The sequence below is a fragment of the Rhodococcus sp. 14C212 genome (genome assembly GCF_011058195.1).
GTDB classification, from domain to species: Bacteria; Actinomycetota; Actinomycetes; order Mycobacteriales; family Mycobacteriaceae; genus Rhodococcus; species Rhodococcus aetherivorans.
The window spans coordinates 1-26,233 of the sequence record NZ_JAALEH010000082.1 but is presented as its reverse complement, the minus strand read 5'-3'; the positions used below and the strand labels follow the sequence as shown (position 1 = coordinate 26,233).

Genomic DNA, 26,233 nt, shown 5'->3' with positions numbered 1-26,233 from the left:
GACGGACGACGGTGGGTGGGGTCGGGGAAGGCCATCGCGACGAGGTCGAGCAGTTCGGCGGCGCCGACCCCGTAGTCGGTGGTGGCGAGCGCGGGATGCAGTGCACAGTCGACGATCTCGTGCCGCAGCCCCTCGTCGAGGGATTCGGTGTCGAGGGCCTCGCCCGCGAGGTAGCGCTCCATGAGCGTGTCGTCCTGCCCGGAGATCGCCTCGACGAGGCTCTCGCGCGCGGCACCGGTGTCCGGCACGGCGGCGGGATTGCCGTAGCCGCGGCCGGTGAGCAGATCGATCGAGCCGCACGGGCGGCCGCCGTCGAAGACCGGCACGTACACGGGGCGCAGGGTGTCCGGACCGAGGCCGAACGCGTCGTGACAGGCGGTGAGCATGTCGTCGAAGTCCGAGCGGGCGACGTCGAGCTTGGAGACGACGATGGCGCGGGGGATCGCGGTCTCGGCACATTCGCGCCACAGGGTGCGCGTGGCGGCAGAGATGGGATCCGTTGCGGAGACGACGAATACGGCCGCGTCGGCGGCGTGCAGTCCCGCGCGGACCTCGGCGTCGAAGTCCGGATGCCCGGGCGTGTCGATGATGTTGATCTTCACGCCGTTCCATTCGAGCGGCAGCACGGCCAGTTGCACCGAGCGGCGGTGCTGCTGCTCGATCGCCTCGTAGTCGGAGACGGTGGTGCCCTCGGCGGTGCGTCCGGCGCGGCCCACGGCACCGGCGGCCAGGGCCAGGGATTCGGCGAGGGTGGTCTTGCCGACCCCGCTGCAGCCGACGAGGACGACGTTGCGGAGCTGTGCGGGGCGCTCGACGGCGGGCGCCCGTTCGGTGCGTGCGGCAGAGCGGTCGGGCATCGGCGACTCCTCCCGTGGCCTGTGCCAAGTGTAGGAGGCGGTTCCGCCGCCGTGGCGTCTTTCGGGATCGGCGGCGGTCCGAAAAGGCGCCACGGGGGCGATGCTCGAGCTACTCTCAACCTGAACTTGAGGTTTAGGGAGGCCCTCGTGGTTGATGTTCAGCGCCCGGCACTCGTCCGCCTGCTCACGGCCGGGACGGCACTCGCCGCCGTCTCCGTGCTGGGGGCGGGGGTCGCGGTCGCGGCACCCGGCACCGGGTCGAATTCCGGCTCGTCGGTGCCGTCCGCCTTCCAGGAGGACCCGGGCCCCCTGCCGGAGCTGCGGGACATCGCGACACCGGCCATCGTGGGGGAGACCCCGATCTCCGAACGCGCCGTGCGGCTGACCGTTGCGAGCCCCGCCCTGCGGCGCGACGTGGGCGTCGAGGTCCTGCTGCCCGCCGACAACTCGGCCCCGCGCCCCACCCTGTACCTGCTCGACGGGGTCAGCGCCCGCAACCACACCAGCGGCTGGATGAACATCGGCGGCGCGCCCGCCTTCTTCGCCGACAAGAACGTCAACGTCGTCATGCCCAACGGCGGCCGCGGCAGTCTCTACAGCGACTGGCAGCAGTCCGACCCCAAGCTCGGCCTGAACAAGTGGGAGACCTTCCTCGCCGAGGAGCTTCCGCCGCTGCTCGCCGCGCGGCTGAACAGCAACGGGGTCAACGCGATCGCCGGGAACTCGATGGGTGGGCAGGCGGCCATGATGCTCGCCCACCGGCACCCCGAGCTGTACCAGGGCGTCGCCGCGTTCAGCGGCTGCTACTCGACGGGCGACCTGCTCGGCAGCGCCGTCGTGCAGACCAGCACCTCGTCGCAGGGCGGCGACGTCGTGAACATGTGGGGCCCGCCCGGCAGCCGGGAATGGGCCGAACACGACACCGTCGCGCACGCCGAGAACCTCGCCGGCAAGGAGCTCTACCTGTCCGCCGCGACGGGCGTGCCCGGCCCCCACGAGACGCCCGAGACCCCGGACCTGGCGCGCACCCTCGTCGCCGGCGGCATCCTCGAGGCCGGCTCCCGGATGTGCACCCAGCGGCTCGAGGAACGCCTCGGTGCCCTGAAGATCCCCGTCACCGTCACCTACGAACCCGTCGGCGTGCACGCCTGGGGCTACTGGCGCGACCAGCTGCCCAAGGCGTGGCCGACGCTCCAGCGGGCCCTCGAGAGCCAGCCCTGACGCGCCGCGGCGGGCGGGCCGGCTTCCCGCTGCGCGTCGGGCGCGCGTCGTACGCTGCCTGTGAAGCACATCACTCAGGGGAGAAGGACCGACACATGAACAACGTGCTCGACCGCACGAAGATCTACATCGGCGGCGAATGGGTGGACTCCGACGGCACCGGCCGGATCGACGTGATCGCCCCGGCCACCGAGGACGTCATCGCCGTCGTCGCCGAAGGCACCGCGCAGGACGTGGACCGGGCCGTCCGCGCCGCGCGGGCTGCGTTCCCGGCATGGTCGGCGCTCAGCGGCGCCGAACGAGGCGCCCACCTCGGCAAGGTCGCGGCCCTCATGGCCGAGCGCATCGACGATCTCGCCGCGCTGGTCTCCCGCGACATGGGCATGCCGGTGGCGCTGGCCAAGCCGGTCCAGATCGGCATGCCGCTGAAGAACATCACCCGCTACGCCGAACTCGCCGCGACCTACGACTTCGACGCCGGCGAGGTCGGCAACGCCCTGATCGTCCGCGAACCGATCGGCGTCGTCGGCGCCATCACGCCGTGGAACTACCCGCTGCACCAGGTGGTCCTGAAGGTGTTCGCCGCCCTCGCGGGCGGCTGCACCGTGGTGCTCAAGCCGACCGAGGTGGCGCCCCTGATCACCTACGCGCTCGTCGACATCTGCGACGAGGCGGGCCTGCCGCTCGGCGTGTTCAACCTCGTCAGCGGATACGGGCCGGTCGTGGGGGAGGCCATCGCCGCGCACCCCGGCGTGGACATGGTCTCGTTCACCGGCTCCACCCGCGCCGGCAAGCGCGTCGCCGTCGTCGCCGCCGAGACGGTGAAGAAGGTGGCCCTCGAACTCGGCGGCAAGTCCGCCAACGTCATCCTCGACGACGCCGACCTGACCCGGGCCGTCACCGACGGTGTGGCCCAGTGCTTCCTGAACTCCGGGCAGACCTGTTCGGCGCTGACCCGCATGCTCGTCCCGGCCGAGCGCATGAACGAGGTGGCCGCCCTCGCCGAGCAGGTCGCGCGGGTCTACACCGTCGGCGATCCCGCCGCGGCCACCACCCGGCTCGGCCCGCTGGTCAACGCCAACCAGTTCAAGCGGGTGCGGTCCTACATCGACAAGGGCATCGAGGAGGGCGCCGAACTGGTGCTCGACGGCCGCGAAACCGGGCTCGGCACCGGGTACTTCGTCGGACCGACCGTGTTCGCGAACGTGACCGAGGACATGACGATCGCGCGCGAGGAGATCTTCGGGCCGGTGCTGTCGATCATCGGATACCGCGACGAGGACGACGCCGTGCGCATCGCCAACGACAGCGACTACGGGCTCTCCGGCGGGGTCTGGTCTGCCGACCGCGCCCGGGCCGAGCGGGTCGCACGGCAGCTGCGCACCGGGCAGGTCTACCTCAACGGGGGCGCCTTCAACACCGACGCACCGTTCGGCGGCTACAAGCACTCCGGCGTCGGGCGCGAAGCCGGCGTCTTCGGTCTCGAAGAGTTCCTGGAGGTCAAGGCACTCCTGCGGTGAACGCATAGGGGACGTCACGTTCGGGTACCGCAGAACGATAGACGGGAAAACGGCATCGGTTTCCCCGACAGGGAAAGCGCGGAGGGAGCGGGCGATGTACATCATGCCGCCGGACTCGAATGGCGGGTCCGCGGGCGACCTGGACGTTCCCCCGCGTGGCCTGCGTGAGGTCATGGAAGGCCAGCTCCCGGACCTCGCGGCCTGTGCGCGGCTGCTGTCCGTCGGTTCCGAGCGCGCGGCCCCGGTCTTCGACCGGGCGCTGGCGCGTGCGGTCGCGACGTGGCGGGGCCCGATCGGTCCCGAACTGTGCGCGTACGCCGTGTCGTGGTTCGTGTACCTGTTGCACGCCGAGGCGCCCGCGCAGCGGCGGGCGGAAGGCTGCGGCGACGACGCCGTCCTGTTCTCGACGTTGCCGCCGGTCGAGCAGATCGCCCTCGTGCTCGGTGAGTTCGAGGAGCTGCCGCCGGCGGGCATCGCCGCCGTCGCCGGCCGCGCGTTCGCCGAGTTCGAGCTGGAGACGCCGCAGCCGGCCTCGGTGCGGGAGGGCCTCCTGCACGCGAGGCGCTGACCGCCGTACCCGCATTCGGGTGGCTACGACGACGCGGCCCCCGCACCGATCCGGTGCGGGGGCCGCGCGAAGTCGTCGGGTCTACGAGGACAGGCGGGTGCGTCCGAGGCGGAGCAGCGTCATCGCCAGGGTCTTGCCGTCGGCGCCGAGCTCGGCGAAACGGTCGAGGACCCGCATCTCGTGGTTCTGGGCCTGCCGAGCGGTCCCGGACTCCTTCGCAGCGATGCCCGCCCGGCGCGACAGCTCGCTGCGGAGCTCGATCGCCTCGAGGATCTGCGCATCGAGCTTCCCGATCTCGTCGAACAGTCGACCGAGGTCTTCCTGGGCCGAAACCACCTCGCGGGCGGACTCGAAGCCAGGCGAATCAAGCTGGACAGTCATGCAGATTCCTCCGGTCTCGTCTGGATCGTCGATGATTGTGTCGTTCCCGTCGGCGCCAGTGTTACTCATCCGTAGACAAGATTTTCGTGTCCCGCGTCCGGCGGCCGGACAACACCAGTTGAATACCTTTTGAACTGGGCTTTATGTCCGTCCCGTGGCTTTTGTGGCAATGGTCACACCGTCGAGTATCCGCCTCGTCCCGCCCCTCGGACGTAGGGTCGAAGGTCCCTTCTCCGCCGTGGGCGCCGCCTCGGCGCGTGTCGTGAACCACAAGCCGCAGGCCCTGCGGTAGCGTTCCCCACCTACCGGCAACCGGTCGGGGCGGTGGGATCCCCGGCGCTTCCGGAAGGGGAACTCAGTGGGACGGGTGTTTTGTGCACGGCACCGATGAAGACGAGTCCGACGCCGTGCCGCTGACCCGCCCGGAGGAATGGCCACCCCCGAAGTTCAGCGCCCGGGTCGCCGCCGCGATCGCCCTCGCCGGCGTCGTGATCCTCCTCTCGCTCTGGCGGGCCTGGGATGCCGGGCAGGCGGGAGCCTGGGCGGTGACCCGGTTCTTCCTCATCCTGTCCGGCCTGATGGCCCTCACGGCGCTCTTCGGATACGTGTACTGGCGTCCGCGCCACGGCGACGCCGAGATCCGGTTCGTGGAGTCGCGGGGCCGCGGGGCCACCGAGATACGCGCTTCCGGCGCCGTCTTCCACCTCATGGGGGCGATGACGACGAGCGCGGCGTTGCTCTCGCTCGGCGCGGCCGTCGAGATAGTCCTGTTCGACGACGGCGTTCCGTGGGTGAGTGTGCTGCTCGCCGCCTTCGGGCTGCCCTGCGCGGCGTTCGTCGCGGAGGTGCTGCGCGGGGGGATCCGGCGGGGGGCGCTGCTGCTGACCCCGGACGGGATCCGGCAACGCGGCTGGACCATCGAGTCGTATCTGCCGTGGGTGTCGGTGGCCGGGGTGCACGCCGTCCATCACGGATTCCCCGAGATCTGGGTGCTGGGCACGCCGGCCGCCGCCTGGGCGCGACGACGGACCAGCCGGCTGTTCCGCCTGGACCGGCTGCCCCGCGAGCCGGTGATCGAGGTCGACTCCCGCAAGTTCGACTGCGATCCGGTGCTGCTCTATCGGATGCTCGACTTCTACGCGAGAAATCCGCAGGCCCGGGCGGAGCTCGGGTCGGCCGCGGCGACCGAGCGCGTGCACCGGCGCGACCTGAGCGACCCGGCCTGACGGCTGCCCGTCTTGCGTCGCAGTGCCACCCGACTGTGTTGCGGCTCACTGCTCCGGTATCGTCGGGAGCAACAAATGGCACTCGGTGCCGTTCCTGCGAGAGATGGGACGTGAGATGAGCACTCCGGAACGGATCGTCGTCGTCGACGGCGCGCGTACCCCGGTCGGCAGCTTCGGCGGCGCGTTCGCCGGCGTGCCGGCCCACGAACTCGGCGCGACCGCCGCGAAGGCGGCCCTGCAGCGCGCCGGCGTGGCGGCCGAGGACATCGACGAGGTCGTCATGGGCTGCATCGGGCAGGTCGGCCCGGATGCCTACAACGCGCGTCGCGTCGCGCTGGCGGCCGGGCTGCCGGTCTCGGTGCCGGCGTACACCGTCAACCGGCTGTGCGGCTCGGGCCTGCAGGCGATCTGGTCGGCGGCGATGCAGATGCGCTGGGGCGGGGTCGATCTGGCCCTGGCCGGCGGCGACGAGAACATGTCCCGCATGCCGTTCTACGACTTCGGCGCCCGCTCCGGCTACAAGCTGGGCGACCGCACCCTCGTCGACGGCACCGTCGGCATGCTCACCGACCCGTTCCACGGCATCCACATGGGCGTCACCGCCGAGAACGTCGCCCGCGAGTACGGCATCAGCCGCGAGGCGCAGGACGAGTTCGCCGTCGAATCGCAGCGCCGCGCCGCCACCGACGCCGCCCGCGCCGCGTTCGCCGAGGAGATCACCCCCGTCGAGATCGGCGGCCGCAAGCCCGCCGTCGTCACCTCCGACGAGCACCCCAAGCCCGACACCACCGTCGAGACCCTCGCGAAGCTGCGCCCGGCATTTCAGAAGGACGGCACCGTCACCGCCGGCAACGCCTCGGGCATCAACGACGGCGCCGGCGTCGTCGTCCTCGCCCGCGAGTCCGTCGCGCAGGAACGGGGCCTGGGTGGGCTCGCGGTGATCGAGTCCGTCGCCACCGCCGCCCTCGAACCCGAATTGATGGGTTACGCGCCGGTCCTGGCCCTGCAGAAGCTGTTCGAGCAGACCGGCACCACCCCGGCCGACATCGACACGATCGAGCTGAACGAGGCGTTCGCCTCGCAGGCCGTCGCGGTGATCCGGGACGCCAAGCTCGACCCGGCCCGCACCAACCCGTACGGCGGGGCGATCGCCCTCGGCCACGCGGTCGGCGCGACCGGCGGCATCCTGACCCTGCGGGTGGCCAAGGACCTGGTGCGCCGCGACCTCGAACTCGGCATCGTCACCATGTGCATCGGCGGCGGCCAGGCCCTGGCCGCCCTGCTGCGCCGCGTGCGCTGAGCCGGGCCGCTCCGCGGCCGGTGCGTCCTTTGGGCTGCTGCAGCCGCCCAAAGGACGCACCGCTCAGATGGTGCGTTCGTGTCCGGCCCAGTAGGGGGCCCGCAGGGAGCGCTTGAGGATCTTGCCGGTGGGGTTGCGCGGCAGCAGGTCGACGATGTCGATGGTCGCGGGGCACTTGAACTTCGCCAGGTGCCGGCGCGTGTACTCGATGAGTTCCTGCTCGTCGGCCTTCTGGTCCGGGGCGAGCACCACCACCGCCTTGACCGTCTCGCCCCACCTCTCGTCCGGGACGCCGATGACCGCGACCTCGGCGACGGCCGGATGCTCGACGAGGACCCGCTCGACCTCCGGGCAGTACACGTTCTCGCCGCCGGTGATGATCATGTCCTTGAGCCGGTCCTCGATGAACACGAAGCCGCCGTCGTCGACCCGGCCCATGTCGCCGCTGCGCAGCCACCCGTCGGCCGTGATGGTCTCGGCCGTCGCGTCCGGCCGGTTCCAGTAGCCGGGGGTGGTCTGCGCCGAGCGCCACCACAGTTCGCCGATCGCGCCCGGGGCCGCGTCCTCGAGCGTGGCCGGATCGACGACGCGCATCTCCACGCCGGGAATGGGTGTACCGGCCGACGCCATCCGCGCCTCCTGCGCCGGATCGCGGTGCACCTCCGGCAGCAGCGCCGTGATCACCCCGGCGAGCTCGGTCATGCCGTACACCTGGACGAATTCGGTGTCCGGCCACGCGGCGAGCGCGCCGCGCAGCAGCGGCAGCGGCATCGGCGCGGCGCCGTAGGTGATGCGCTTGAGCCGGGAGAACGCTCCGATCGCGTGCGCTCCCGCGCCGAGGACGGCCGCGATCACCGGAGGCACCAGGAAGGCGATGTTCGCGCCGGCCGCGAGACCCGTGAACAGCGACGCCGCGTCGGCCTCCCGGGTGAGCACGCACCGGCGGCCGTCGTGGATACCCATGATCGCGTAGCAGGTGCCGCCCACATGGAACAGCGGCATCGCCACGAGCAGGCAGTCGCCCTCCGTGAACGGAAGCACGGCGAGCACGTCCTCGGAGTGCGCGAACAGGTTGCGGTGCGTCAGCTGCACACCCTTGGGCCGGCCGGTGGTGCCGGAACTGTAGAGCAGCAGCGCGGTGGTCCCGGGCGCGACGTCGGGCAGGGTCGCCGGCGCGGCCGCCGCGAGCCACGGCTCGAACTCGTCGTTCCCCCCGCCGACGACGACGATCTTCTGCACCGTGGCGAGCCGGGGGCGCAGCGACTCGATCTCCTGCGCGAATTCCGCTCCCACGAACAGGATCCGGGCGCGCGAGTCGTTGATCACGTAGTCGAGTTCGTCGCCGGCGAGCCGGAAGTTCGGGATCGCGTTCGCCGCGCCGAGCGCGGAGGCGGCGAAGGTGACCTCGAGGCACGCGAGGTTGTTCTTGTCGACGAATGCGACGGTGTCGCCGGGTCCGACGCCGTCGGCGGCGAGGGCGCCGGCGAGGCGGAGCAGTCGCTCGTGCCACTGCGCCCAGGTGTGGGTGCGGTCGAGGTACTGCACCGCGACCTCGTCCGGCTTGGTCTGCGCCCAGTGCGCGACGCGGTCGAGGATGACGGACGGGGCGGGGACGGACATGCGTGAGCCTCCTGGGGGAACAGGTGCCGCCGTGTGGCGGGTGTCACACAGGTTATTGCCGGCGGGACGTGGCGTCTCGGAATCGGACGTATCGCCGCCGGGCGGGTCCCGTGGTCCGGCTCCGCGAGGTCAGGGCAGGCAGGCCGCGTAGCCGCCGGCCTCGAAGGCGGCGGTGTCGCAGTACGCGGCCCGCGGGTAGTAAGGACCCATCGTGGCGGCCGGATCGCCGCCCTGGGCGGCCTGCACCGACTGCGGGGAGAACGCGTCGGACGGCAGCATGTTCCGGTAGAGCAGCGTCTTCTTGGGGACCTCGGTCGAGCCCCACGGCAGCACCGTCACCGTCGGATCGGCCGTGGCGCGGGCGGGAACGTCCTGGGGTGCCGCGACGACGTAGGTGAACCAGCCCTCCGCATCGGTCGCCGTTTCGAAGTCGGCCGCGCACGCGACGACCGGGTACGGGGTGACCTGGTCGTTCTGGCACATCGACCAGTACCGCACCTGGCGGCCGGGCGTGGTGACGGGTTCGCCGGCGCGGGTGTCGGGGAACGTGGGGGCCTTGCCGCGCACGACGAGGATCCGGCCCGGCTGGTAGGTCAGCACGGAGCCGATGTACTTGTTGTCGCCGTTCGGGAACAGCCCGGACGTGGTGGCCGGGCTGACGAACGTCGCCTCGGGGTTGTCGCCGGGGAAGGCGCCGGACGCCGCGCCCTCGACGATGCGGTCGACGGCCGCCTCGGCGGCGCGCTCGACCGGTCCGCTGCCGTAGTCGGCGGGGTCGAAGTCGGAGCCGCACGTGGGCACCGGGACGGCGCGCCCACCCTGGTGCAGCGTCACGTCCGGTAGCGGGACCCCGCCGGTCGGGGAGGACGGGTCGTCGGGCACGTAGACCCGGACGATGAGGAAGCCGGCCGGTGCGCTGGGCGATCCGGTGGGCAGCGCGCCGATCTCGTTGCGCGCGTGGTCGGCCGGACCGGTGACGACGGTGGCGCTCCAGCGCCGGGCCGACGCGGGCAGCCCCTCGGCGGCCGCGTCCGCGAACGGGTTCCCGCTGCCCGGGTCGGGCACGATCTGCGCGTCGCGCAGGGTGTCGACCGTGTCGAAGTTCGTTCCGTAGGTGTTGAGCGAGAAGTAGCGGGCCGCCGGATAGGTGCCGCGCAGTTCGATGCTGTCGCCCGGGGCCAGCGCGTACGGCAGCACCCAGTAGGTGGCGGCGACGTCGGGGAACGCGATGTCCAGCACGGTCGAGTCGGACCGGAACTGCCACGCGCACGACCCGACGGGTTCCTGGGCCGCGGAGCTCGCGGGCGTCAGCAGTGCGTGTGCCGCCGCGAGCAGGCCGACGAGCACGGCGGTCCGTCGCCGGCCGCGCACGGCCGTCGGAGGATCGGCCTCGGCCGTCGAACGAACGGGTGCGGCCACGGGAACTCCTTCGCCGGGGGCCTGGTCCTGTCGCATCATCTGTACCGGAAACGGGCAGGCCGGGCCGGTGGTTCGGGGAAATTCGCGATCGACGAGGTGCGTCTCGGCGACCGCGGCGGGGCCCGGTGCCGGCGACGGTGGCCCTCGTCGACGGGGCGGCAGCGAGGTGCCGGACCCGGCCGTCGACGCGTCTGTGCGGTGCCGCGGGGAGAGGCGATTGGGGTGTCGAGCGGCACAGGGCTTACAGTTGCGTCGTGCAACACAAGCGGGAGGTTGCGGCGCAGTCCGCGACGGCCGGTGTATCCGAGGTATACGACGAGTTCGTGTACCTGGTTCGCCATCTCACAGCGGGGGAGCGCGCCCACGACGACGTGCTCTCGCTGGCGCAGCATTCGATGCTCGGCTTCATCGACCGCAACCCGGGCTGCCGAGCCACCGACATCTCGGATGCGTTCAGCGTGAATCGGTCGACCGTCTCCCGTCAGCTGCGCAGCTGCATCGACGCCGGGCTGGTCCAGGCGCAGGCCGGACCCACCCGGCTCGGCCACCCGCTCCGGCTCACCGACCGGGGCCGCGAGACCCTCGCCCGCACCGTCGCCGGACGTCACGACGAGATCCGCGCGGCGCTGACCGGCTGGGGCCAGGACGACATCGATCGGTTCGTCGACATGCTGCGCCGCTTCCGCCAGGGAGTGGAACACCGGTCCACTGCCCGCCCCGACCACAACGAGGGAGACGCTCGTGCGTGAGTACACCACCCCCGCCCAGTTCACCGTCGGCGACGACGAATCGGTCGTCCGAACGGTCTTCACGCACGCGGAGAAGACGCCGCACCGCGTGATGTACTCCCGCCCGGAGGGAGAGGACTGGGTCGCCGTCACCGCACGGCAATTCGCCGAGCAGGTCTCGGGGGTCGCCAAGGGCCTCGTCGCGGCGGGAGTGCAGCCCGGCGACCGGGTGGCCCTGCTCTCGGCCACCCGCTACGAGTGGGCGCTGTTCGACTACGCCATCTGGGCCGCCGGCGCCGCCACGGTGCCGATCTACGACTCCTCGTCCGCCGAGCAGATCCGCTGGATCCTGCAGGACTCCCAGGCGGTCCTCGCCGTGGTCGAGACCGCGCGCCACGAAGCGCTGTTCGTCGACATGCCGGACACCCTGCGCCGCACGTTGCGGATCGAGGGCGGGGCCGTGGCGACGCTGATCGCCGAGGGCGCCGGCGTCGACGACGCCCAGCTGCAGGCCCGCCTCGACGGCATCCGCGCCGACGATCTCGCCTCGCTGGTGTACACCTCGGGCACCACCGGCCGGCCCAAGGGCTGCATGCTGACCCACCGCAACTTCTACTGCGAGGTCCGCGGCATCCTGACCGCGTCGATCGGTGAGGTGGCCAAGCCGGGCAGCCGGGTGCTGACCTTCCTGCCGCTCGCGCACGTGCTGGCCCGTGCCGTCTCGCTGGCCGTCTTCGAAGGCGGTGCGGCGCAAGCACACTGGTCGGACTTCGGCACCATCTCCGCCCAGTTCGAGCGCTACGCCCCGAACACCATCCTCGGCGTGCCGCGCGTCTTCGAGAAGGTGCGCGACGCCGCCGCGCGCAAGGCCGCGGCCGGCGGCAGGTTCAACGCGGCGATCTTCGCGTTCGCCGAGGAGACCGCCATCGCCTACAGCGAGTCGCTCGACCACGGCGGTCCGTCGTTCGCGCTCAAGGCCAAGCGCAACATGGCCGACAAGCTCGTCTACGCCAAGCTGCGGCAGGCGATGGGCGGCGAGTGCTGGTTCGCGATCTCCGGGGGCGGCGCCCTGAGTCCCCGTCTCGGCCACTTCTTCCGCGGCGTCGGCGTCCCGATCTACGAGGGCTACGGCCTGACCGAGAGCACCGCCGCGCACAGCGTGAACGTGCCCGGCGCCCAGAAGATCGGCACCGTCGGCCAGCCCATGGGCGGCAACAGCACCCGCATCGCCGAGGACGGCGAGATCGAGCTGCGCGGCGGGGTCGTGTTCCAGGGCTACTGGCGCAACGAGAAGGCCACCGCCGAGGCCTTCCACGACGGCTGGTTCCGCACCGGCGATCTCGGCGAGATCGACGCGGACGGCTACGTGAGCATCACCGGCCGCAAGAAGGACCTCATCATCACCGCCGGCGGCAAGAACGTCTCGCCCGGGCCGCTCGAGGACCGGATGCGCTCACACACGCTCGTCTCGCAGGCCGTCGTCGTCGGCGACGGGCGCAGCTACATCACCGCGCTGCTCACCGTCGACCCCGAGGTGCTCGACAACTGGAAGGCCGAGAACGGGAAGGCGCCGACGGCCGGCATCGCCGACCTGCGGCACGACCCGGCGCTGCACGACGCGCTGCAGTCCATCGTGGACGACGCCAACTCGATGGTCTCCCACGCCGAGGCCATCAAGAAGTTCGTCATCCTCGACCGGGACCTCACCGAGGAGACCGGCGAGCTGACGCCGACGCTGAAGATCAAGCGCAACGTCGTGACCGAGCGCTTCGCCGCCGACATCGAGAGCATGTACGCGAAGTGACGCGCGGCCGGCCGCCGGGTTCGGAACCCGGCGGCCGGCCGGGACGCTCAGGCCTCGTCGGCTGCGGGGGGCGCCGGGGTCACAGCGGCCAGCAGGGCCGCGAACCGCTCGTTGCCGGGCAGATCGTCGAGCAGCACGGTCCTGCCCTTCTCGTCGGCCAGCGGGATCCGCCAGTTGGGGTACTCGTCGGTGGTGCCCGGCTGATTCTGGCTGCGCCGCTCACCGACCGCGTCGGCCAGCGACACCCCGATCAGTGCCGACGGGCTCGCCGCGACGAATCGGTGCAGCGCCTCGACGGTCCGCTGCTCGTCGGCATCCTCGTCGAGCAGTTCGCGCTCGCGCAGCACCGCCAGCACGGCGTCGCGTTCGGCGGCCGCGTCGGTGGCCTCGGTCTCCAGGTCCCGTTCGAGCAGACCCAGCTCGGATCGCAGCATGATGTGTTCTCCGGCAAGGAAACCCGCCGTCGGTGGCAGGTCGTGCGTGGTGACCGACGTCAGGCACAGCTCCCGGTAGCTCTCCGGGGGCCGGGGGTCGTCGCCGTCCCGCTCGAACCACAGGATCGACGTCCCGGCGATGCCGCGGCGGGACAGGTACTCCTGCACCCAGCTCTCGAACACGCCGAGGTCCTCGCCGATCAGCACGGCGTCGGCCCGGTGCGCCTCGAGCGCCAGGATCCCGATGAGGGCCTCGTGGTCGTACTTGACGTACGTGCCCTGATCGGGCGTGCAACCCCCGGGGATCCACCAGGTGCGGAACAGGCCCAGGATGTGGTCCACCCGCAGGCCGCCGGCGTGACGTAGCGCGGTGCGCACCACGTCGCGGTAGGGCCGGTAGCCGAGCTCCGCGAGCCGGACCGGATGCCAGGGCGGCTGGGTCCAGTCCTGACCCTGCCGGTTGAAGTCGTCCGGCGGCGCCCCGACCGTCATGTCGCGGATCAGGGCGTCGCCGAGCGTCCAGGCGTCGGCGCCGTCGGGGCGGACACCCACCGCGAGGTCGTGCACGATGCCGACGTCCATGCCGGCGGCGCGCGCCGCGGACTGCGCCTCGGCGAGCTGCTCGTCGCACAGCCACTGCAACCAGCAGTGGAACTCGATGCGCTCGGCCAGCTTGGTGCGCTGCCGCGCGACGTACGGCGCGTCGGGGGTCGCCGCCAGGGTCTCCCAGCGGGCGCTGCGGTCGCCGAACTTCTCGGTGAGCGCGCACCACAACGCGAAGTCGGTCAGCGCGTCGCCGCCCGCGGCGCGGAACGCGTCGAACTCCGCCTGCCGCGCCGGGCTGCGCGGCACCCGGAACACGTGCCCGAGCACGTCCAGCTTGGCCCGGAACGCGGCGTCGCGGTCGATGCGCTTGTCCTTGCGGTTCGACTTGGCGAACTTCCCGGCGTACGCCTCGAGCGTCTTGCGGTGCTTGCGCGGCAGGAACGCCGCCTCCCGGATGTTCTCCACCCGCAGATAGATCGGGTGGACGAACCGGCGCGAGCTCGGCAGGTACGGCGACGGCTCGAGCGGCGGCTCCGGCTCGCCCGCGTGGACGGGGTTGACGAGCACGAAGTCACCGCCGTGCAACGAGGCGGTGATCGCGGCGAGGTCCGCCAGGTCGGCGAAGTCGCCGACGCCCCACGACCGCTTCGACCGCACCGAGTACAACTGCGCGGCCAGGCCCCGGCGACGTCGCGCGAGGAGCCGGTCGGCGGTGCGGAGACGCGCGGGTGTCACCACCAGGGTGGTCTCGGCCTCGGTGTCGTCGCTACGGGCGTGCAGGGTGTGCCACCCGAGCGGCAGATCCGGGACGGCGAACGTCGCGCGGCCGACGAGCCGGCCGTCGACCTCCCGCGGATCGACCCACACGTCGCGCTGCGCGACGTCCACGACGTCGCCGTCCTCGGTGCGCACCTGCACCTGCACCGGAGTGCCGTGGGGCACGTGCACGGGGAAGGTGCGCTCCTCGCCCTGCACGACCACCAGGACGGGGGGCAGCATGCGCCGCCACGGCTCGTTCGGCAGATCCGCGAGGACGGCGTCGATCTCCGCCTCGGTGCCCGCGGACACGCCCAGCGAGGCCAGGACGCGGCGCAACGTGTCGTCGCCCGCGTAGTGGTCCTGCTTGTCCCACCCCACATACGAGGTGGCGATCCCGAATCGCTCGGCCAGTTCACGCAGCTTCACCGTCGATGTCACGACACCCGATCATGCCAGGTCGCGGGCGGCTCGGCAGACCTGCCGACGTCAGTTGCGGACCGGGGGGCCGAGGTAGGCGAGCACGGCCAGGACGCGGTGGTGCTCCTCGGGTTCTGCGGGCAGGCCGAGCTTGTCGAAGACGGCGTGCACCAGCGCACCGACGGTGCGTTCCCCGAGGGACAGGGCGGCTCCGATCGCCCGGTTCGATCGGCCTTCGACCAGGAGGGTGAGGACCTCCCGTTCCCGGGGGGACAGTTCGTCGAGGGCCACCCGGTCGCGGTGCGGCCGCGAGACCAACCGGCCGACCACATCGGGATCGATCGCCGTTCCACCCGCCGCGACGCGGTGCAGCGAGCCGAGGAACCCGTCGATGTCGGAGAGGCGGTCCTTGAGCAGGTATCCCAGACCGGCGGTCCCGCCGGCGAAGACGTTCATGACGTTCTCGGTTTCCACGTACTGGGACAGCAGCAGCACGGCGGTGCCCGGGAAGCACCGGCGAATGGTGAGGGCGGCCTCGATCCCCTCGGTGGTGTGGGTGGGGGGCATCCGGATGTCGACGACCGCGAGGTCCGGGTGCTGCTCGCCGACCAGCCGCAGCAGGGCATGCGCGTCCGCCGCCTGGCCGACCACCTCGATTCCCTCGTCGTGCAGCAGGCCGGCGATTCCCTCGCGGAGCACCGCGGAGTCGTCGGCGAGCACCACCCGGAGGTTCATGACGGTTCCCCGGACGTCCCGGTGGTGAGGGGAAGGGCCAGCGTCAGGGTCGTTCCGGCCCCCACGGGGCTGTGCACGGTGAGCACCCCACCGAGGGCCGTGGCCCGATCCGCCAGTCCGCTCAACCCGCCGCCGGCGGTCAGCGTCGCACCGCCGCACCCGTCGTCGGTGACGACCATCCGCAGCATCCCGCCGTCCCGGCGAAGGTCGATCTCGATGTGGGTGGCGCCGGAGTGCTTGGTGGCGTTGGCCACCGCCTCGGCGGCGATGAAGTAGGCGGCGAGTTCGACAGAGGCGGGAGCTCGCACGGTGAGGGTGTCGACGATCTCCACCGGCAGCGGAGCGCGCTCGGCCAGGGCGGTCAGCGCGGCGGCGAGCCCGTGTTCCTGCAACACGGGGGGATAGACACCCCGGGCCAGTTCCCGCAGCTCCGCCAGCGCCGAGTCCAGTTCGGCCGTGCCCTCGTCGAGCAACTCCTGCTTGCGCTCCGGCTGGGATGTCCGCTGGGCGCGTCGCAACAGGATCGTCGCGGCAACCAGGCGTTGCTGCGCACCGTCGTGCAGGTTGCGTTCGAGCCGGCGTCGCTGGGCGTCCCCGGCGGCGACGATCCGCTCCCGGGACCGGCGGACCTCGGCGAGTTGAGCCTGCAACTCGGACTGGAGCCGCTGGTTGTCCAGCGCGAGGGTCGCGGCGCTGCGCACCGCCGCGAGCAGTTGCGGCTGATGTCGCAGCGACCGGTCGTACACCAGCGCCCCGACGGGGACACCGTCGCGTTCCAGGACGGTCGCCGCGCGGGGGTCGTCGTCGTCCGGCAGGCTCTGCGGCTCCCCGTGCGCGTCGAGGTAGCTGTTCCACCGTGGTGACCACGACCACAGGATCAACCCGGGGTCGCGCAGGGCCTTGCGCAGCGCGTGGACGAACTCGTCCCCGAGCGGGGCCGCACCGACCTCGATCATCACGTCGCTGACTGCGCCGCGCGCGACCCGGTAGCGCCACAACCCGACCAGCACCGCCAACGGAAACAGCGCGGTCGCCAGGTAGCCCAGGTAGGCCGTCCACACGTTCCCCACGCCGGAAGACCGCGCCGTGACCAGCCCTGTTCCGATCACCGTGGCGAATCCGAGAAGGCCGGCGATCCACAAGGGCGCGAACGCGGCCCGGTAGGCCGGGGATCCCGACCGCCAGCGGGCCAGCAGCACGCCGATCACGACCACACTGATGCCGGTGGCAACTGCCCCGAAGACGAGCTGCAGCCCCCTGAATATCGTCGGGTCGTCCCGGACCAGCAGCAGGTTGGGCGCGGTGAACCGCTCGGTGCCGATCACCACGGAGGGGTTGTAGAACATCAGATCGAGCAGGACCGAGACCAGGAAGTACACATAGCAGCCCCCGACGAACCACCGTTCCCACCGCCGGGTCAGTCGTCCCGTCGGAAAACCGAGCAGGATATGGATCAACACCGGGAGATACATCACCGTCAGCGCCGCTCCCACGGTGAAGACGACCGGATTGCGGGCCGCACCGCCCCCCTTCACCAGCCACAACAGCCCGGCCAGCACCATCAGCCGTCCCGTGTTGTCGTCCGGGCGGCTCCCCCACGCGACGATGCCCGCCGCGACGAACGCGACGCCGACGGCGACGAATGCGATCAGCTCCGCCGAACCGGCCGGCGGACCGCCCGGCCAATCGAGCGACACGACCACCACCCCGACCACCAGCAGGGTGGTCACGGCGACGACCGCCGGCACTGTTCGACGATTCACGACGAGGCCTCCGATCCTCGCTCTCAGGATCCCGCTCCCGGCCCCGGTGGACCACCGTGCTGGCACTGTTCGAACCTGTCGGCCCCACGGGATCCGGCGGCTGGGCCTGCACGGAGGGCCGTCCCGTGCCTGCACGGAGGGCGCGGCCCGAATCTGCACGGAGGGCTCGGCCCGAATCTGCACGGAGGGCGCGGCCCGGGTCTGCACGGTCCGCTCCGCGCCGAACCGGCTCCAGGTCGGCGGACAACCGTGCCGTAGCGGTTCCGCCGACGATCCCCGAGGGGTTGAATAGAGGCGGTGGGCCGCTTCGGGAGGTGGTGGCGGTGAAGGGGAACGGGGCTCCCGGCCCGGGTTCGGTGTTTGCCGGGTACACCATCGAGCGGCTGCTCGGCGCAGGCGGCATGGGCGCGATCTACCTGGCGCAGCACCCGCACCTGCCGCGCAAGGTGGCCCTCAAACTCCTCCACCCCGCCTTGACAGCCGACGACAGTGTCAAGGCCCGCTTCGAACTCGAGGCCGACCATGCCGCTCGTCTCGAGCACGCCAACATCGTCCAGGTCTACGACCGCGGCTGCGAGGACGGCCGGCTCTGGATCGCCATGCAGTACGTCCCCGGCACCAACGCCGCCGCGCTGCTCGGCCACGGCCCCGTCCCGCCCGAGCGGGCAGTCCACATCGTCTCCGAGATCGGCAAGGCACTCGACTACGCCCACCAGGCCGGGGTGCTGCACCGGGATGTGAAGCCGACGAACATCCTGCTCGCCGAGCCCGCCGCTCCGGACGAACCCGAACGGGTCCTGCTCACCGATTTCGGCATCGCCAAGGCCCTGGACGAGGCGGGCGGGCTCACCCGCACGGGGACGTTCGTCGGCAGTCTGCAGAATGCCGCACCCGAGCAGTTCGACACCACCGTCGCGCTCGATCACCGCACCGACATCTACTCGCTCGGGTGCACCCTCTACCACCTGCTCACCGGCCGGCCCCCGTATTCCGGCGACACCCTGCCGAAGCTGTGGCACGGACACGTCCGCAGCCCGATACCCCGGCCGAGCGACGTCCGACCCGACCTGCCGAAGGCGTTCGACGCCGTCGTCGCGCGCGCCCTCGCGAAGGACCGCAACGACCGCTACCGCACGTGCAGGGAACTCACCACCGCCGCCCGGAATGCCCTCACCTCCGAGACCACCACCACCGTCTCCGCTCCGGCCCTCGACGACACCCTGTCCCGGACGGTGGCGGTGGACGCCGCGGCACCGACCAGAGTCGGCGCACCGCGGCGCGCACCGCGGCGCGGCGACAGCGCGGCGCCCCTGCGGGTGGTTCTCGCCGACGACTCCGTGCTGCTGCGCGAGGGCATCTCCCGACTGCTGTGCGACGAGGGGATCGCCGTCGTCGGCGAGGCCGGCGACGCCGCCACCCTGCTCGGTCTCGTCGCCGACGAGCGGCCCGACGTCGCTGTCGTCGACATCCGGATGCCGCCGACCCACACCACCGAGGGAATCGTCGCCGCGGCGGCCATCCGCGCCGACCACCCGGACACCGCGGTGGTGCTGCTGTCGCAGTACGTGGAAACCGACCACGTCATGAATCTGCTCGCCGAGGGAGCCGCCGGTCTGGGCTACCTGCTCAAGGATCGGGTCGCCGACATCGACGAGTTCGTCGATACCCTGCACCGCGTCGCCGACGGCGGGTCGGCCATCGACCCCAGCGTGGTGAGCCGGATGGTGGCCCGGCCCCACCGCGACAGCCGGCCCATCGACACCCTGTCCACCCGCGAACGCGAGGTCCTCAGCCTCATGGCAGAAGGCCGCTCGAACCGGGCGATCGGGGCGGCCCTGTTCCTCGGGGAACGCACCGTCGAGGCGCACGTCAGGGCGATCTTCCTCAAGCTGGGTCTGCACCCCGAACCCGAGGACCACCGGCGCGTCCTGGCCGTGCTGAAGCACCTCGAGGCGACCACCCCGTGAACCAGGCGGTGCTCAGTCGGAGAGTTCGTCGAACAACGTCGGCTCGTCCGGGTTCTCGAACAGCTCGATCTGCTCGGGTGGAGACGGCCGCGGCCGCCGCACGCGTTTCCCGGTGGGACCGGCCGGGGGCACGAGCAGCCGCATCGCCGCGGTGAGCGAGCGGCAGGTCAGCTCCCACTCCTGCGCCTTCGCCTCGGCGTGGGCGGTGCCGGAGCCGTCCCCGGCCGCGGCGCGCCCCATCGCCTCGGCCTGCCAGCACACCTGCGCGTCCACGCTCATCCGCAGGAAACGCAGCAGCTGGTCCGGTTCGTCGCCGGCCATGCGGGCCACCGTCCGGGTCTCGACCTCCGCCCGGCCGTCGAGATGGAAATCGCGCAGCGCCAGCAGCGTCGGCGGCAGATCCTCCTCGGAGTCCGTCGTCCACGGCGGCAGCTCGTCCGGGAGCGGCGGCACACAGTCGTGGTCGGTCTCGTGCAACAGCTCGCCGCCGAGGCGGGTGCCGAACGCCTCGTCCAGCCCCTCGAGGAACTGCGCGACGTGGTCGAGCGTGGTCAGCAGGTGGGCCGGGACGAACGGTGACGCGGGCAGGTGCGCCGCCACCGCGACCCGGTCCTCGACCAGCACGAATTTCAGGTGCGGCCACCGGCGGTTGAGGTCGGCGACGACCTCGGCGGCGCGGGTGCGGCCGGTGATGTTGTGAACGATCGGGGCGAACACGTCGACGGTGCGCTCGTGCTGTCCGACGCCGACGAACACGAGCAACCCCGCGACGCGCAGCGCCAGGTCGCCGTCCTCGTCCCACAGCGGGACGTCGCCGATCCGCTCGCGCAGCGTCGACTCGATCAGCTCGCGCATGTGCTCCTCGTCCGCGGTCTCGACGGCGAGCGGAAGCGCGGCCTGCGGCGGCGTCTCCTCGGCGGGCGCGGGCAGGTCGAAGGCCGCCGCCCGGCCGGCGCCGAAGGTCTCGGTGCGCAGGAACAGCGGATGCGGCACCCCCCACACCCGGCGCAGCGCCGCCACCGCGACGGCGGCGAGCTGGTCCGCCCACGCCGCGGGCCGGTCCATCCAGTAGGCGGGGGACCCGCCGTCCTCCGGGTCCTCCGGGCCCCGGGACGGTTCGCGCCAGCCGAGCTCGGCGAGCAGCGCCTCGTCGGCCGGGCGGAGGCGACGGTCGCCGCCGAGGTGGGCGTTGGACGGCACCTCGCACCGCACCTGGCCCGCACCCCACGCGTAGAACTGCACGCACGGTCCGGCGGGTCCGGTCTCCTCCTCGACGAGCGGCTCGAGGACCAGCCCGTCGCCGTCGCGCATCGACGCCACGTGATCGGCGAGCCGGGCCCGGAACTGGCTCCAGGACCGGTCGACGTCGCGGTCGAATCGGCTCTCGGTGTCGGTCACGATCCGCCCCCCTTTCCCACTGCTGCCGGACCAATCTGTGTCGGAGACACTAGTCGCGCCGTCCGACAGGTGCCCGGCTCGGCGCGGGTGGTGGTCGCCACGCGGCACCGGCGGGTGGTCCGGTGGGGGAATCTCAGCCGACGCTGCGGACGAACGCCCCGATCGAATCGACGGCCCGCCCCGCCTCGGGCACGAGGCCCGCCGCGGCCTGGAAGACGTGCACCTGCCGTTCCCACACCTGCAGCTCGCAGGGCACGCCCGCGCCGGCGAGGCGCTGGGCCATCAGCTCGGCGTCCACGTACGTCATCTCCTCCGAGCCGGTCTGGATGAGGGTGGGCGGCATGGCGGTCAGGTCGGCGTCGACCGGTGACACCGCGCGCGGGCCCGGCCGGCCGGCGGCGGCGTCGATGCGGGCGATCACCGCGGCCAGGGCCGGAACGGCGCGGCGCGGGAACAGTGCGCACCGGTACGAATTGGGATGCGCGAGCTTGCCGCGGGTGTCGAGGTCGGTCAGGGGCGACAGCGCCACGTTGCCGGCCGGCCGGCCGAGACCGAGCCGCAGCGCCTCGAGCGTCACCTGGAAGGTGAGGAATCCGCCGGCGGAGTCGCCGGCCACCACGATCCGTTCCGTCGGGTAGCCGTGCGCGATCAGCCACCGCAGCCCCTCGATGCCGTCCTCGACCGCGCTCTCGATCGGGTGGCCGGGCAGCATGCGGTAGGCGACGCTGAGCACGGGTGCCCCGGCCGCCGACGAGATGCGGGAGACCATCTGCCGGTGGGTGGTCAGGCCGCACACCAGGAACGCGCCGCCGTGCAGGTAGAGGATCGCCGTGGAGCCGTCGGCTCCGCGGGCGGCGAGGAACTCGGCGTGACAGGACGGCAGCCGGACCGGATGCCGGTGCGTGCCGGGGACCGCCTTGAGGGGGAACGCCAGCCGGTCCACCACGCCCGTCGGCCAGGGCAGATGCGGGGCCCGCGCCCACGCCTCGATGACCGGCTTGACGGTGCTGCGCACCGAGAGGGTCAGCGCCTGCGAGGGAAGGCTCACACCGGCGATCTCGCGGCGCAGCACCGGCCGCGGCGCGGGCGGATACGACAACGACGGATGGTTCGACGCGGTACTCGTCACGGGGACCTCCTCGTCCTCACCTGTTCGGACGGAGCCGTCTCGTCGACGGCTCCCGTCTTCTCGCTCGGCCCTTCTCCGAGGCGTACGCGACGTTCGTCCGGGTCGGTTGCCCGACAGTACGACGGGGAATCGCCGTGGCGAAGCGTCGTGACTCGATGGAGACCGGACAAAGGGAACTTCGCAGGTCGTCGGCGTGCCCGTTATCGATCCGGTACGGCCGTCCGGCCGTCGGACGTACCATCCATCCCAGCGTGCGACGGCGGACGAAAGGGGGCTGTCCCGGTGGGATACATGCCTGTGACCGACTCGATGTTCCTGATCGCCGAGTCGCGGGAGCGCCCGATGCACTTCGGCTCGCTCGAGCTGTTCACGCCACCGCCCGACGCCGGTCCGGGATACGTCACCGACCTCTACCACCGGCTGGTCGCCGACGCGCAGGTCGACGAGCTGTTCCGCAAGCGCCCGGCCGACCCGGTGTCGAGCCTCGGCTACACCTGGTGGGCCGTGGACGACGAGATCGACCTCGAGTACCACGTCCGGCACTCGGCCCTGCCGGCACCGGGCCGGATCCGTGAGTTGTTCACCCTCGTCTCGCGCCTGCACAGCGGCCTGCTCGACCGGCACCGACCGCTGTGGGAGGCCTATCTGATCGAAGGGCTCGCCGACGGCCGGTTCGCCGTCTACACGAAGATGCATCACGCGCTGCTCGACGGGGTCTCCGGGCTGCGGCTGCTGCAGCGGACCTACACCCCCGATCCGAACGTGCGCGAATTCCCGGCGCCCTGGCACCTGCCGGCCCGCCCCGGCTCCGGCACCCGGGAACAGGACTCGCTGTTCGGTGCGGCGCGCTCACTGGCCGGCGACGTGATCGGCGCGGTGCCCGTCGCGCTGCGGATCGCCCGGACCGTCCTCGGCGGGCGCCGCGTCGCGTTGCCGTACGAGGCACCGCGGTCGATGTTCAACGTTCCGATCGACGGGACGCGGCGCTTCGCGGCGCAGTCCTGGAGCCGCGAACGCATCACGCGGGTGCGGCAGGCGGCCGGGGTGTCGAGCAACGACGTCGTCGTCGCCATGTGCGCAGGTGCCCTCCGCGCATACCTGCTCGAACAGCAGGACCTGCCCGACCTGCCGCTGATCGCGATGGTCCCGGTGTCGCTGCGAGCCAAGGACGCTCCCGATTCGGCCTCGGGCGGCAACAGCGTAGGGGTCACGCTGTGCAACCTCGGCACCCATCTCGGGGATCCGCTCACCCGGCTCTCGACGGTCGGCGATTCGATGGCGGAGGGCAAGACCCTGTTCGCCGGGATGACGCCGCTGCAGGCGACGGTGTGGTCGGCGCTGAACGTCGCCGGGCTCGCGCTGGCACCGATCTCGGGCGCCGTCTCCCTGGCCCCGCCGCCGTTCAACCTCATCATCTCCAACGTGCCGGGACCGCGGGAGCGGGTGTACCGCGGCGGGTCCCGGCTCGACGGGATCTACCCGGTGTCGGTGGTGCTCAACGGCCAGGCACTCAACATCACGCTGACCACTACCGCCGACACCGTCGACTTCGGTGTCGTCGGATGCCGCCGCACCGTCCCCGGCCTGCAGCGGCTGCTCGGCCACCTCGAGGACGCCCTTGCGGAACTCGAGGTAGCACTTGATATTTCGTGATCGGCGTCAGTCCGGCAGTGCGGAACTGCGTGGTCCGGTGGCGTGCAGGACGTCGACGAGTTCCTTCTCGAGGGCCACGAACTCCGGCGACGTCAACGTGTCCAGACCTCGGGGGCGGGGCAGCGGTACCGCCACCTCGTGGCAGATCCGGGCCGGGCGCCGCGTGAGCACCAGCACCCGATCCGACAGCAGCAGCGCCTCGCGCACGTCGTGGGTGATCATCAGCACCGTCCACCGGTCCCGCTGCCACACCTGCTGCAGCCACAGCTGCATCTCGGTGCGCGTCAGCGAATCCAGGGCACCGAACGGTTCGTCCAGCAGCAGCACGTTGCGGCCCTGCAGCACCGTCCGCGCCAGGGCCGCACGCTGGCGCATCCCGCCCGAGAGCTGCCGGGGGGCGGCATCCTCGAACCCGGCGAGGCCGAAGGCGGGGAACAGCTCCCGGGCCCGGGCCCGCGCCTCGCGGCGCGGCACACCCTGCACCTCGAGGCCGAGTGCGCAGTTGTCGAGCACGCTGCGCCACGGGAACAGCAGATCCTTCTGCGGCATCAGGGCGGCCCGTCCCGGCGCGGCCGGCCGGTCACCCACCGTGACGGCGCCGGTGTCGGGAGAGTCGAGACCGGCGATCAGCCCGAACAGGGTGGACTTGCCGCACCCGCTCGGGCCGATGAGCGAGACGAACTCGCCCTCGGCCACCGCGAACTCGGCGCCGTCGAGGACGGTGCGCGCACCGAACGCCTTGTGCACGCCGGTGACGGTGACGGCGTTCATCGCGGGCTCCTCGTCGTCTGCGCCCACGGCGCCACCACCCGCTCCACGGCGTAGGTGAGCAGGTACAGCGCCAGCGAGACCACCGCGGTGACGAGCACCGCCGCGAGCACCAGATCGGTCCGGAACGAGTTCTTCTGGGTGCTCATGTAGATCCCGAGTCCCGAGGTGGCACCGACGTATTCGGCGAAGACCGCACCGACGACGGCGTAGGTGACCCCGATGCGCAGCGCCGTGAAGAACCGGGGCAGCGCCGACGGCAGCCGCACGTACAGGAACTCCTGCCACCGGGAGGCACCCATGCTGCGCAGCAGCGCTCCCGCCTCCCGGTCCGCGGCCGCGAAGCCCTCGATCAGGCCGATCGCCATGGGGAAGAACGTGGCGAGCGCGATCACCAGGATCTTCGGCAGCAGCCCGAATCCGAACCAGATGATCATCAGCGGCGCGATCGCGATGATCGGCAGGGTCTGCGACACCACGAACAGCGGCACCAGGGCGCGCCGCAGCCACGGCGAGAAGTCCACGACGATCGCGAGGAACCACGCCACGACGAGGGACACCGCGAAGCCGACGAGGGTGACCTGCAGCGTCGACCAGGCGTGGCCCGCGATGTCGTCGCGGTGCGCCCAGCCCTGCCCGAGGACCCGGGCGGGGGAGGGCAGCACCTGCGGGCGGATGCCGCTGAGCGTCACGTACAGCTGCCAGCCGACGGTCAGCGCGGCGACGACCAGCACCGCCGGGGCGGCGCGCCGCGCCCAGGGATTCCGGCTCGGGTCAGGGCGTGAGGTAGTCATCGGTGAAGTACGTCGACCAGTCCGGCTCGGTGGTCAACGGCTTGCCGTCGGGGCCGGAGAGCAGCCCCTTCTCGAACAGGAACCGGGAGTACCCGGTCCACCGTTCGAGGGTGAGGGTGCCGACGCGGCCGTTCTCGTCGCGCAGGTAGCCGGCCGACAGCATCCGCTGGCTCTCGTAGACGAGATCCTCGTCGGGGAAGGCGCCGGGCTCGGCCTCGATCAGCGCGCGGGCTCCGCGGTCGGGGTCCTGCGCGGCGATCTCGTAACCGCGCTGCACGGCCTGCACGAACGCCCGGGCCTGGTCCGGATGCTCGGCCAGCCAGTCCTCGTTGCCGTCGATCACGATCGCGTAGGCGTCGGGGAACCCGTAGTCGGTGTAGCGGAAGTAGCGCATCGGCAGCCCGCGGTGCTCGGCCTCGATGCCTTCCCACGCCAGGTACGAGACGGTGAAGTCGGCGGTGCCGGAGTACACGGCCTCGTAGGCGGAGGTGCCCAGGGTGACGGAGGTGAAGTCGCCCCGCCCGCCGTCGTTCCGGATCACCTGCGCGAGCGTCTCCTCGTCGCCCGGGTCGCCGAAGCCCGCGTAGGTGCGGCCGTCGAGGTCCCGGGGCCGGGTGAGGTCGGCGCGGTCGGCCTTGACGGCGATGCCGGTCGCCCAGTGCTGCAGCGGCGCGAGCACCGAGACGGTGCGCGAGCCGGCCGCCCGGGAGAACGTCGCCTGCGCCTGCGTGGAGATGCCGAACTCGGCGTTGCCGGCATCGACGAGGGTGTCCGGGGTGGTGTTGTTGTAGGGCAGGAACTCGACGTCGAGACCGGCGTCGGCGAACAGGCCCTCCTGCTGGGCCACGTACAGGCCGGTGTGGTTGGTGTTCGGCGTCCAGTCCAGGGCGAACCGGATCGTGTCGCCGGAGTCGTCGTCGCCGGTACCGCCGGCGCAGGACGCGGTGAGCAGCAGCGCCGCGGTGAGGGCGGCCAGGACGGTGAGCCGGCGACGCGGCCGGGAGATGGTCGTCATGAGGCCGGCCAGTCCTGAGTGTTCAGCGCGGTGTCCCAGAACAGCAGCTCGTAGCGGGTGGCGATCGTGAACGCCCCGGCCATGGCGTCGCGCTCGGTGTCGGTGGCGGCCGCCGCCGCGACGTCGACGAGCTCGCGGGCGGTGGCGACCGCGGCATGGAACTCGGGCGCGTCGTAGGTGGTGACCCACTGGGCGTAGGGGCTGTCTCTTA

21 protein-coding genes and 1 pseudogene are annotated in these 26,233 nt (G+C 71.8%); 9 read left to right on the top strand and 13 right to left on the bottom strand.

Translation table 11 applies throughout. The annotated features are described in order from the left end of the window. The coding region (locus G6038_RS24515; RefSeq protein WP_165040618.1) for a GTP-binding protein at positions 1 to 857 on the bottom strand (857 nt) is incomplete at its 3' end. A gap of 147 nt (positions 858 to 1,004) precedes the next feature. Between G6038_RS24515 and G6038_RS24510 the strand changes: the two genes are divergently transcribed. From G6038_RS24510 to G6038_RS24500, 3 genes are all read left to right on the top strand, one after another. Further along, positions 1,005 to 2,078 (top strand): alpha/beta hydrolase family protein, encoded by a 1,074-nt coding sequence (locus G6038_RS24510; protein ID WP_165040616.1) that lies wholly within the window; start codon positions 1,005 to 1,007, stop codon positions 2,076 to 2,078. Positions 2,079 to 2,173: 95 nt separating this feature from the next. Next, positions 2,174 to 3,598, top strand: a complete 1,425-nt coding sequence (locus G6038_RS24505) for an aldehyde dehydrogenase family protein (RefSeq protein WP_165040614.1) — start codon at positions 2,174 to 2,176, stop codon at positions 3,596 to 3,598. Between the two features lie 94 nt (positions 3,599 to 3,692). Further along, on the top strand, positions 3,693 to 4,166 hold the full coding sequence (locus G6038_RS24500; protein WP_165040612.1) for a hypothetical protein: 474 nt from the start codon (positions 3,693 to 3,695) through the stop codon (positions 4,164 to 4,166). 81 nt (positions 4,167 to 4,247) lie between these two features. Here the strand turns inward: G6038_RS24500 and G6038_RS24495 are convergent, their stop codons facing one another. Beyond that, entirely contained in the window at positions 4,248 to 4,547 is a 300-nt protein-coding gene (locus G6038_RS24495; protein ID WP_165040610.1) for a chorismate mutase, read from the bottom strand. 374 nt (positions 4,548 to 4,921) lie between these two features. Between G6038_RS24495 and G6038_RS24490 the strand changes: the two genes are divergently transcribed. Together G6038_RS24490 and G6038_RS24485 are read left to right on the top strand one after the other, a co-directional pair. After that, positions 4,922 to 5,773 (top strand): hypothetical protein, encoded by an 852-nt coding sequence (locus G6038_RS24490; protein WP_346772910.1) that lies wholly within the window; start codon positions 4,922 to 4,924, stop codon positions 5,771 to 5,773. Between the two features lie 115 nt (positions 5,774 to 5,888). Beyond that, positions 5,889 to 7,073, top strand: a complete 1,185-nt coding sequence (locus tag G6038_RS24485; RefSeq protein WP_165040608.1) for a thiolase family protein — start codon at positions 5,889 to 5,891, stop codon at positions 7,071 to 7,073. A gap of 63 nt (positions 7,074 to 7,136) precedes the next feature. On the opposite strand, the gene G6038_RS24480 is transcribed toward G6038_RS24485, so the two are convergent. Together G6038_RS24480 and G6038_RS24475 are read right to left on the bottom strand one after the other, a co-directional pair. After that, positions 7,137 to 8,693 carry a long-chain-fatty-acid--CoA ligase gene (locus G6038_RS24480; protein WP_165040606.1) on the bottom strand — a complete coding sequence of 519 codons (1,557 nt, stop codon included), beginning with the start codon at positions 8,691 to 8,693 and terminating at the stop codon, positions 7,137 to 7,139. Between the two features lie 129 nt (positions 8,694 to 8,822). Next, positions 8,823 to 10,112, bottom strand: coding sequence for a hypothetical protein (locus tag G6038_RS24475; protein ID WP_165040604.1), 1,290 nt, complete (start codon positions 10,110 to 10,112; stop codon positions 8,823 to 8,825). A 254-nt stretch (positions 10,113 to 10,366) separates the two neighbouring features. On the opposite strand from G6038_RS24475, the gene G6038_RS24470 reads away from it, so the two are divergent. Together G6038_RS24470 and G6038_RS24465 are read left to right on the top strand one after the other, a co-directional pair. After that, positions 10,367 to 10,861 carry a MarR family winged helix-turn-helix transcriptional regulator gene (locus G6038_RS24470; RefSeq protein WP_165040602.1) on the top strand — a complete coding sequence of 165 codons (495 nt, stop codon included), beginning with the start codon at positions 10,367 to 10,369 and terminating at the stop codon, positions 10,859 to 10,861. After that, entirely contained in the window at positions 10,854 to 12,644 is a 1,791-nt protein-coding gene (locus G6038_RS24465) for a long-chain fatty acid--CoA ligase (RefSeq protein WP_165040600.1), read from the top strand. Before G6038_RS24470 ends, G6038_RS24465 begins: the two co-directional genes overlap by 8 nt. A 47-nt stretch (positions 12,645 to 12,691) precedes the next feature. Here the strand turns inward: G6038_RS24465 and malQ are convergent, their stop codons facing one another. Genes malQ through G6038_RS24450 form a run of 3 tightly spaced genes read right to left on the bottom strand, consistent with a single transcriptional unit; the run spans position 12,692 to position 17,298 of the window. Further along, on the bottom strand, positions 12,692 to 14,821 hold the full coding sequence (gene malQ / locus G6038_RS24460) for a 4-alpha-glucanotransferase (protein WP_165040598.1): 2,130 nt from the start codon (positions 14,819 to 14,821) through the stop codon (positions 12,692 to 12,694). Between the two features lie 48 nt (positions 14,822 to 14,869). Next, positions 14,870 to 15,535 (bottom strand): response regulator transcription factor, encoded by a 666-nt coding sequence (locus tag G6038_RS24455; protein WP_165040596.1) that lies wholly within the window; start codon positions 15,533 to 15,535, stop codon positions 14,870 to 14,872. Beyond that, the gene (locus G6038_RS24450; RefSeq protein ID WP_346772909.1) at positions 15,532 to 17,298 is read right to left on the bottom strand and encodes a histidine kinase; all 1,767 of its coding nucleotides are present in this window, start codon (positions 17,296 to 17,298) and stop codon (positions 15,532 to 15,534) included. The genes G6038_RS24455 and G6038_RS24450 overlap by 4 nt, the downstream gene beginning before the upstream one ends. A 314-nt stretch (positions 17,299 to 17,612) precedes the next feature. On the opposite strand from G6038_RS24450, the gene G6038_RS24445 reads away from it, so the two are divergent. After that, on the top strand, positions 17,613 to 19,265 hold the full coding sequence (locus tag G6038_RS24445) for a protein kinase (protein WP_165040594.1): 1,653 nt from the start codon (positions 17,613 to 17,615) through the stop codon (positions 19,263 to 19,265). A gap of 12 nt (positions 19,266 to 19,277) precedes the next feature. Here the strand turns inward: G6038_RS24445 and G6038_RS24440 are convergent, their stop codons facing one another. Together G6038_RS24440 and G6038_RS24435 are read right to left on the bottom strand one after the other, a co-directional pair. Continuing rightward, on the bottom strand, positions 19,278 to 20,663 hold the full coding sequence (locus G6038_RS24440) for a YbjN domain-containing protein (protein ID WP_165040592.1): 1,386 nt from the start codon (positions 20,661 to 20,663) through the stop codon (positions 19,278 to 19,280). A 133-nt stretch (positions 20,664 to 20,796) separates the two neighbouring features. Then, on the bottom strand, positions 20,797 to 21,792 hold the full coding sequence (locus G6038_RS24435) for an alpha/beta hydrolase (RefSeq protein ID WP_165040590.1): 996 nt from the start codon (positions 21,790 to 21,792) through the stop codon (positions 20,797 to 20,799). A 291-nt stretch (positions 21,793 to 22,083) separates the two neighbouring features. Here G6038_RS24435 and G6038_RS24430 point away from each other — a divergent pair, with 291 nt between their 5' ends. After that, positions 22,084 to 23,445 (top strand): wax ester/triacylglycerol synthase family O-acyltransferase, encoded by a 1,362-nt coding sequence (locus G6038_RS24430; RefSeq protein ID WP_206025549.1) that lies wholly within the window; start codon positions 22,084 to 22,086, stop codon positions 23,443 to 23,445. Positions 23,446 to 23,451: 6 nt separating this feature from the next. Here the strand turns inward: G6038_RS24430 and G6038_RS24425 are convergent, their stop codons facing one another. The 4 genes and pseudogenes from G6038_RS24425 to G6038_RS24410 all read right to left on the bottom strand — a co-directional run. Next, the gene (locus G6038_RS24425) at positions 23,452 to 24,216 is read right to left on the bottom strand and encodes an ABC transporter ATP-binding protein (protein ID WP_165040586.1); all 765 of its coding nucleotides are present in this window, start codon (positions 24,214 to 24,216) and stop codon (positions 23,452 to 23,454) included. Next, positions 24,213 to 25,007, bottom strand: a complete 795-nt coding sequence (locus G6038_RS24420) for an ABC transporter permease (protein ID WP_165040584.1) — start codon at positions 25,005 to 25,007, stop codon at positions 24,213 to 24,215. The genes G6038_RS24425 and G6038_RS24420 overlap by 4 nt, the downstream gene beginning before the upstream one ends. Continuing rightward, positions 24,988 to 26,022 (bottom strand): ABC transporter substrate-binding protein, encoded by a 1,035-nt coding sequence (locus G6038_RS24415; protein WP_165040582.1) that lies wholly within the window; start codon positions 26,020 to 26,022, stop codon positions 24,988 to 24,990. The genes G6038_RS24420 and G6038_RS24415 overlap by 20 nt, the downstream gene beginning before the upstream one ends. Continuing rightward, a pseudogene (locus tag G6038_RS24410) lies at positions 26,019 to 26,233 on the bottom strand (TenA family transcriptional regulator); the annotation flags it as partial. The pseudogene G6038_RS24410 and the gene G6038_RS24415, both read right to left, overlap by 4 nt.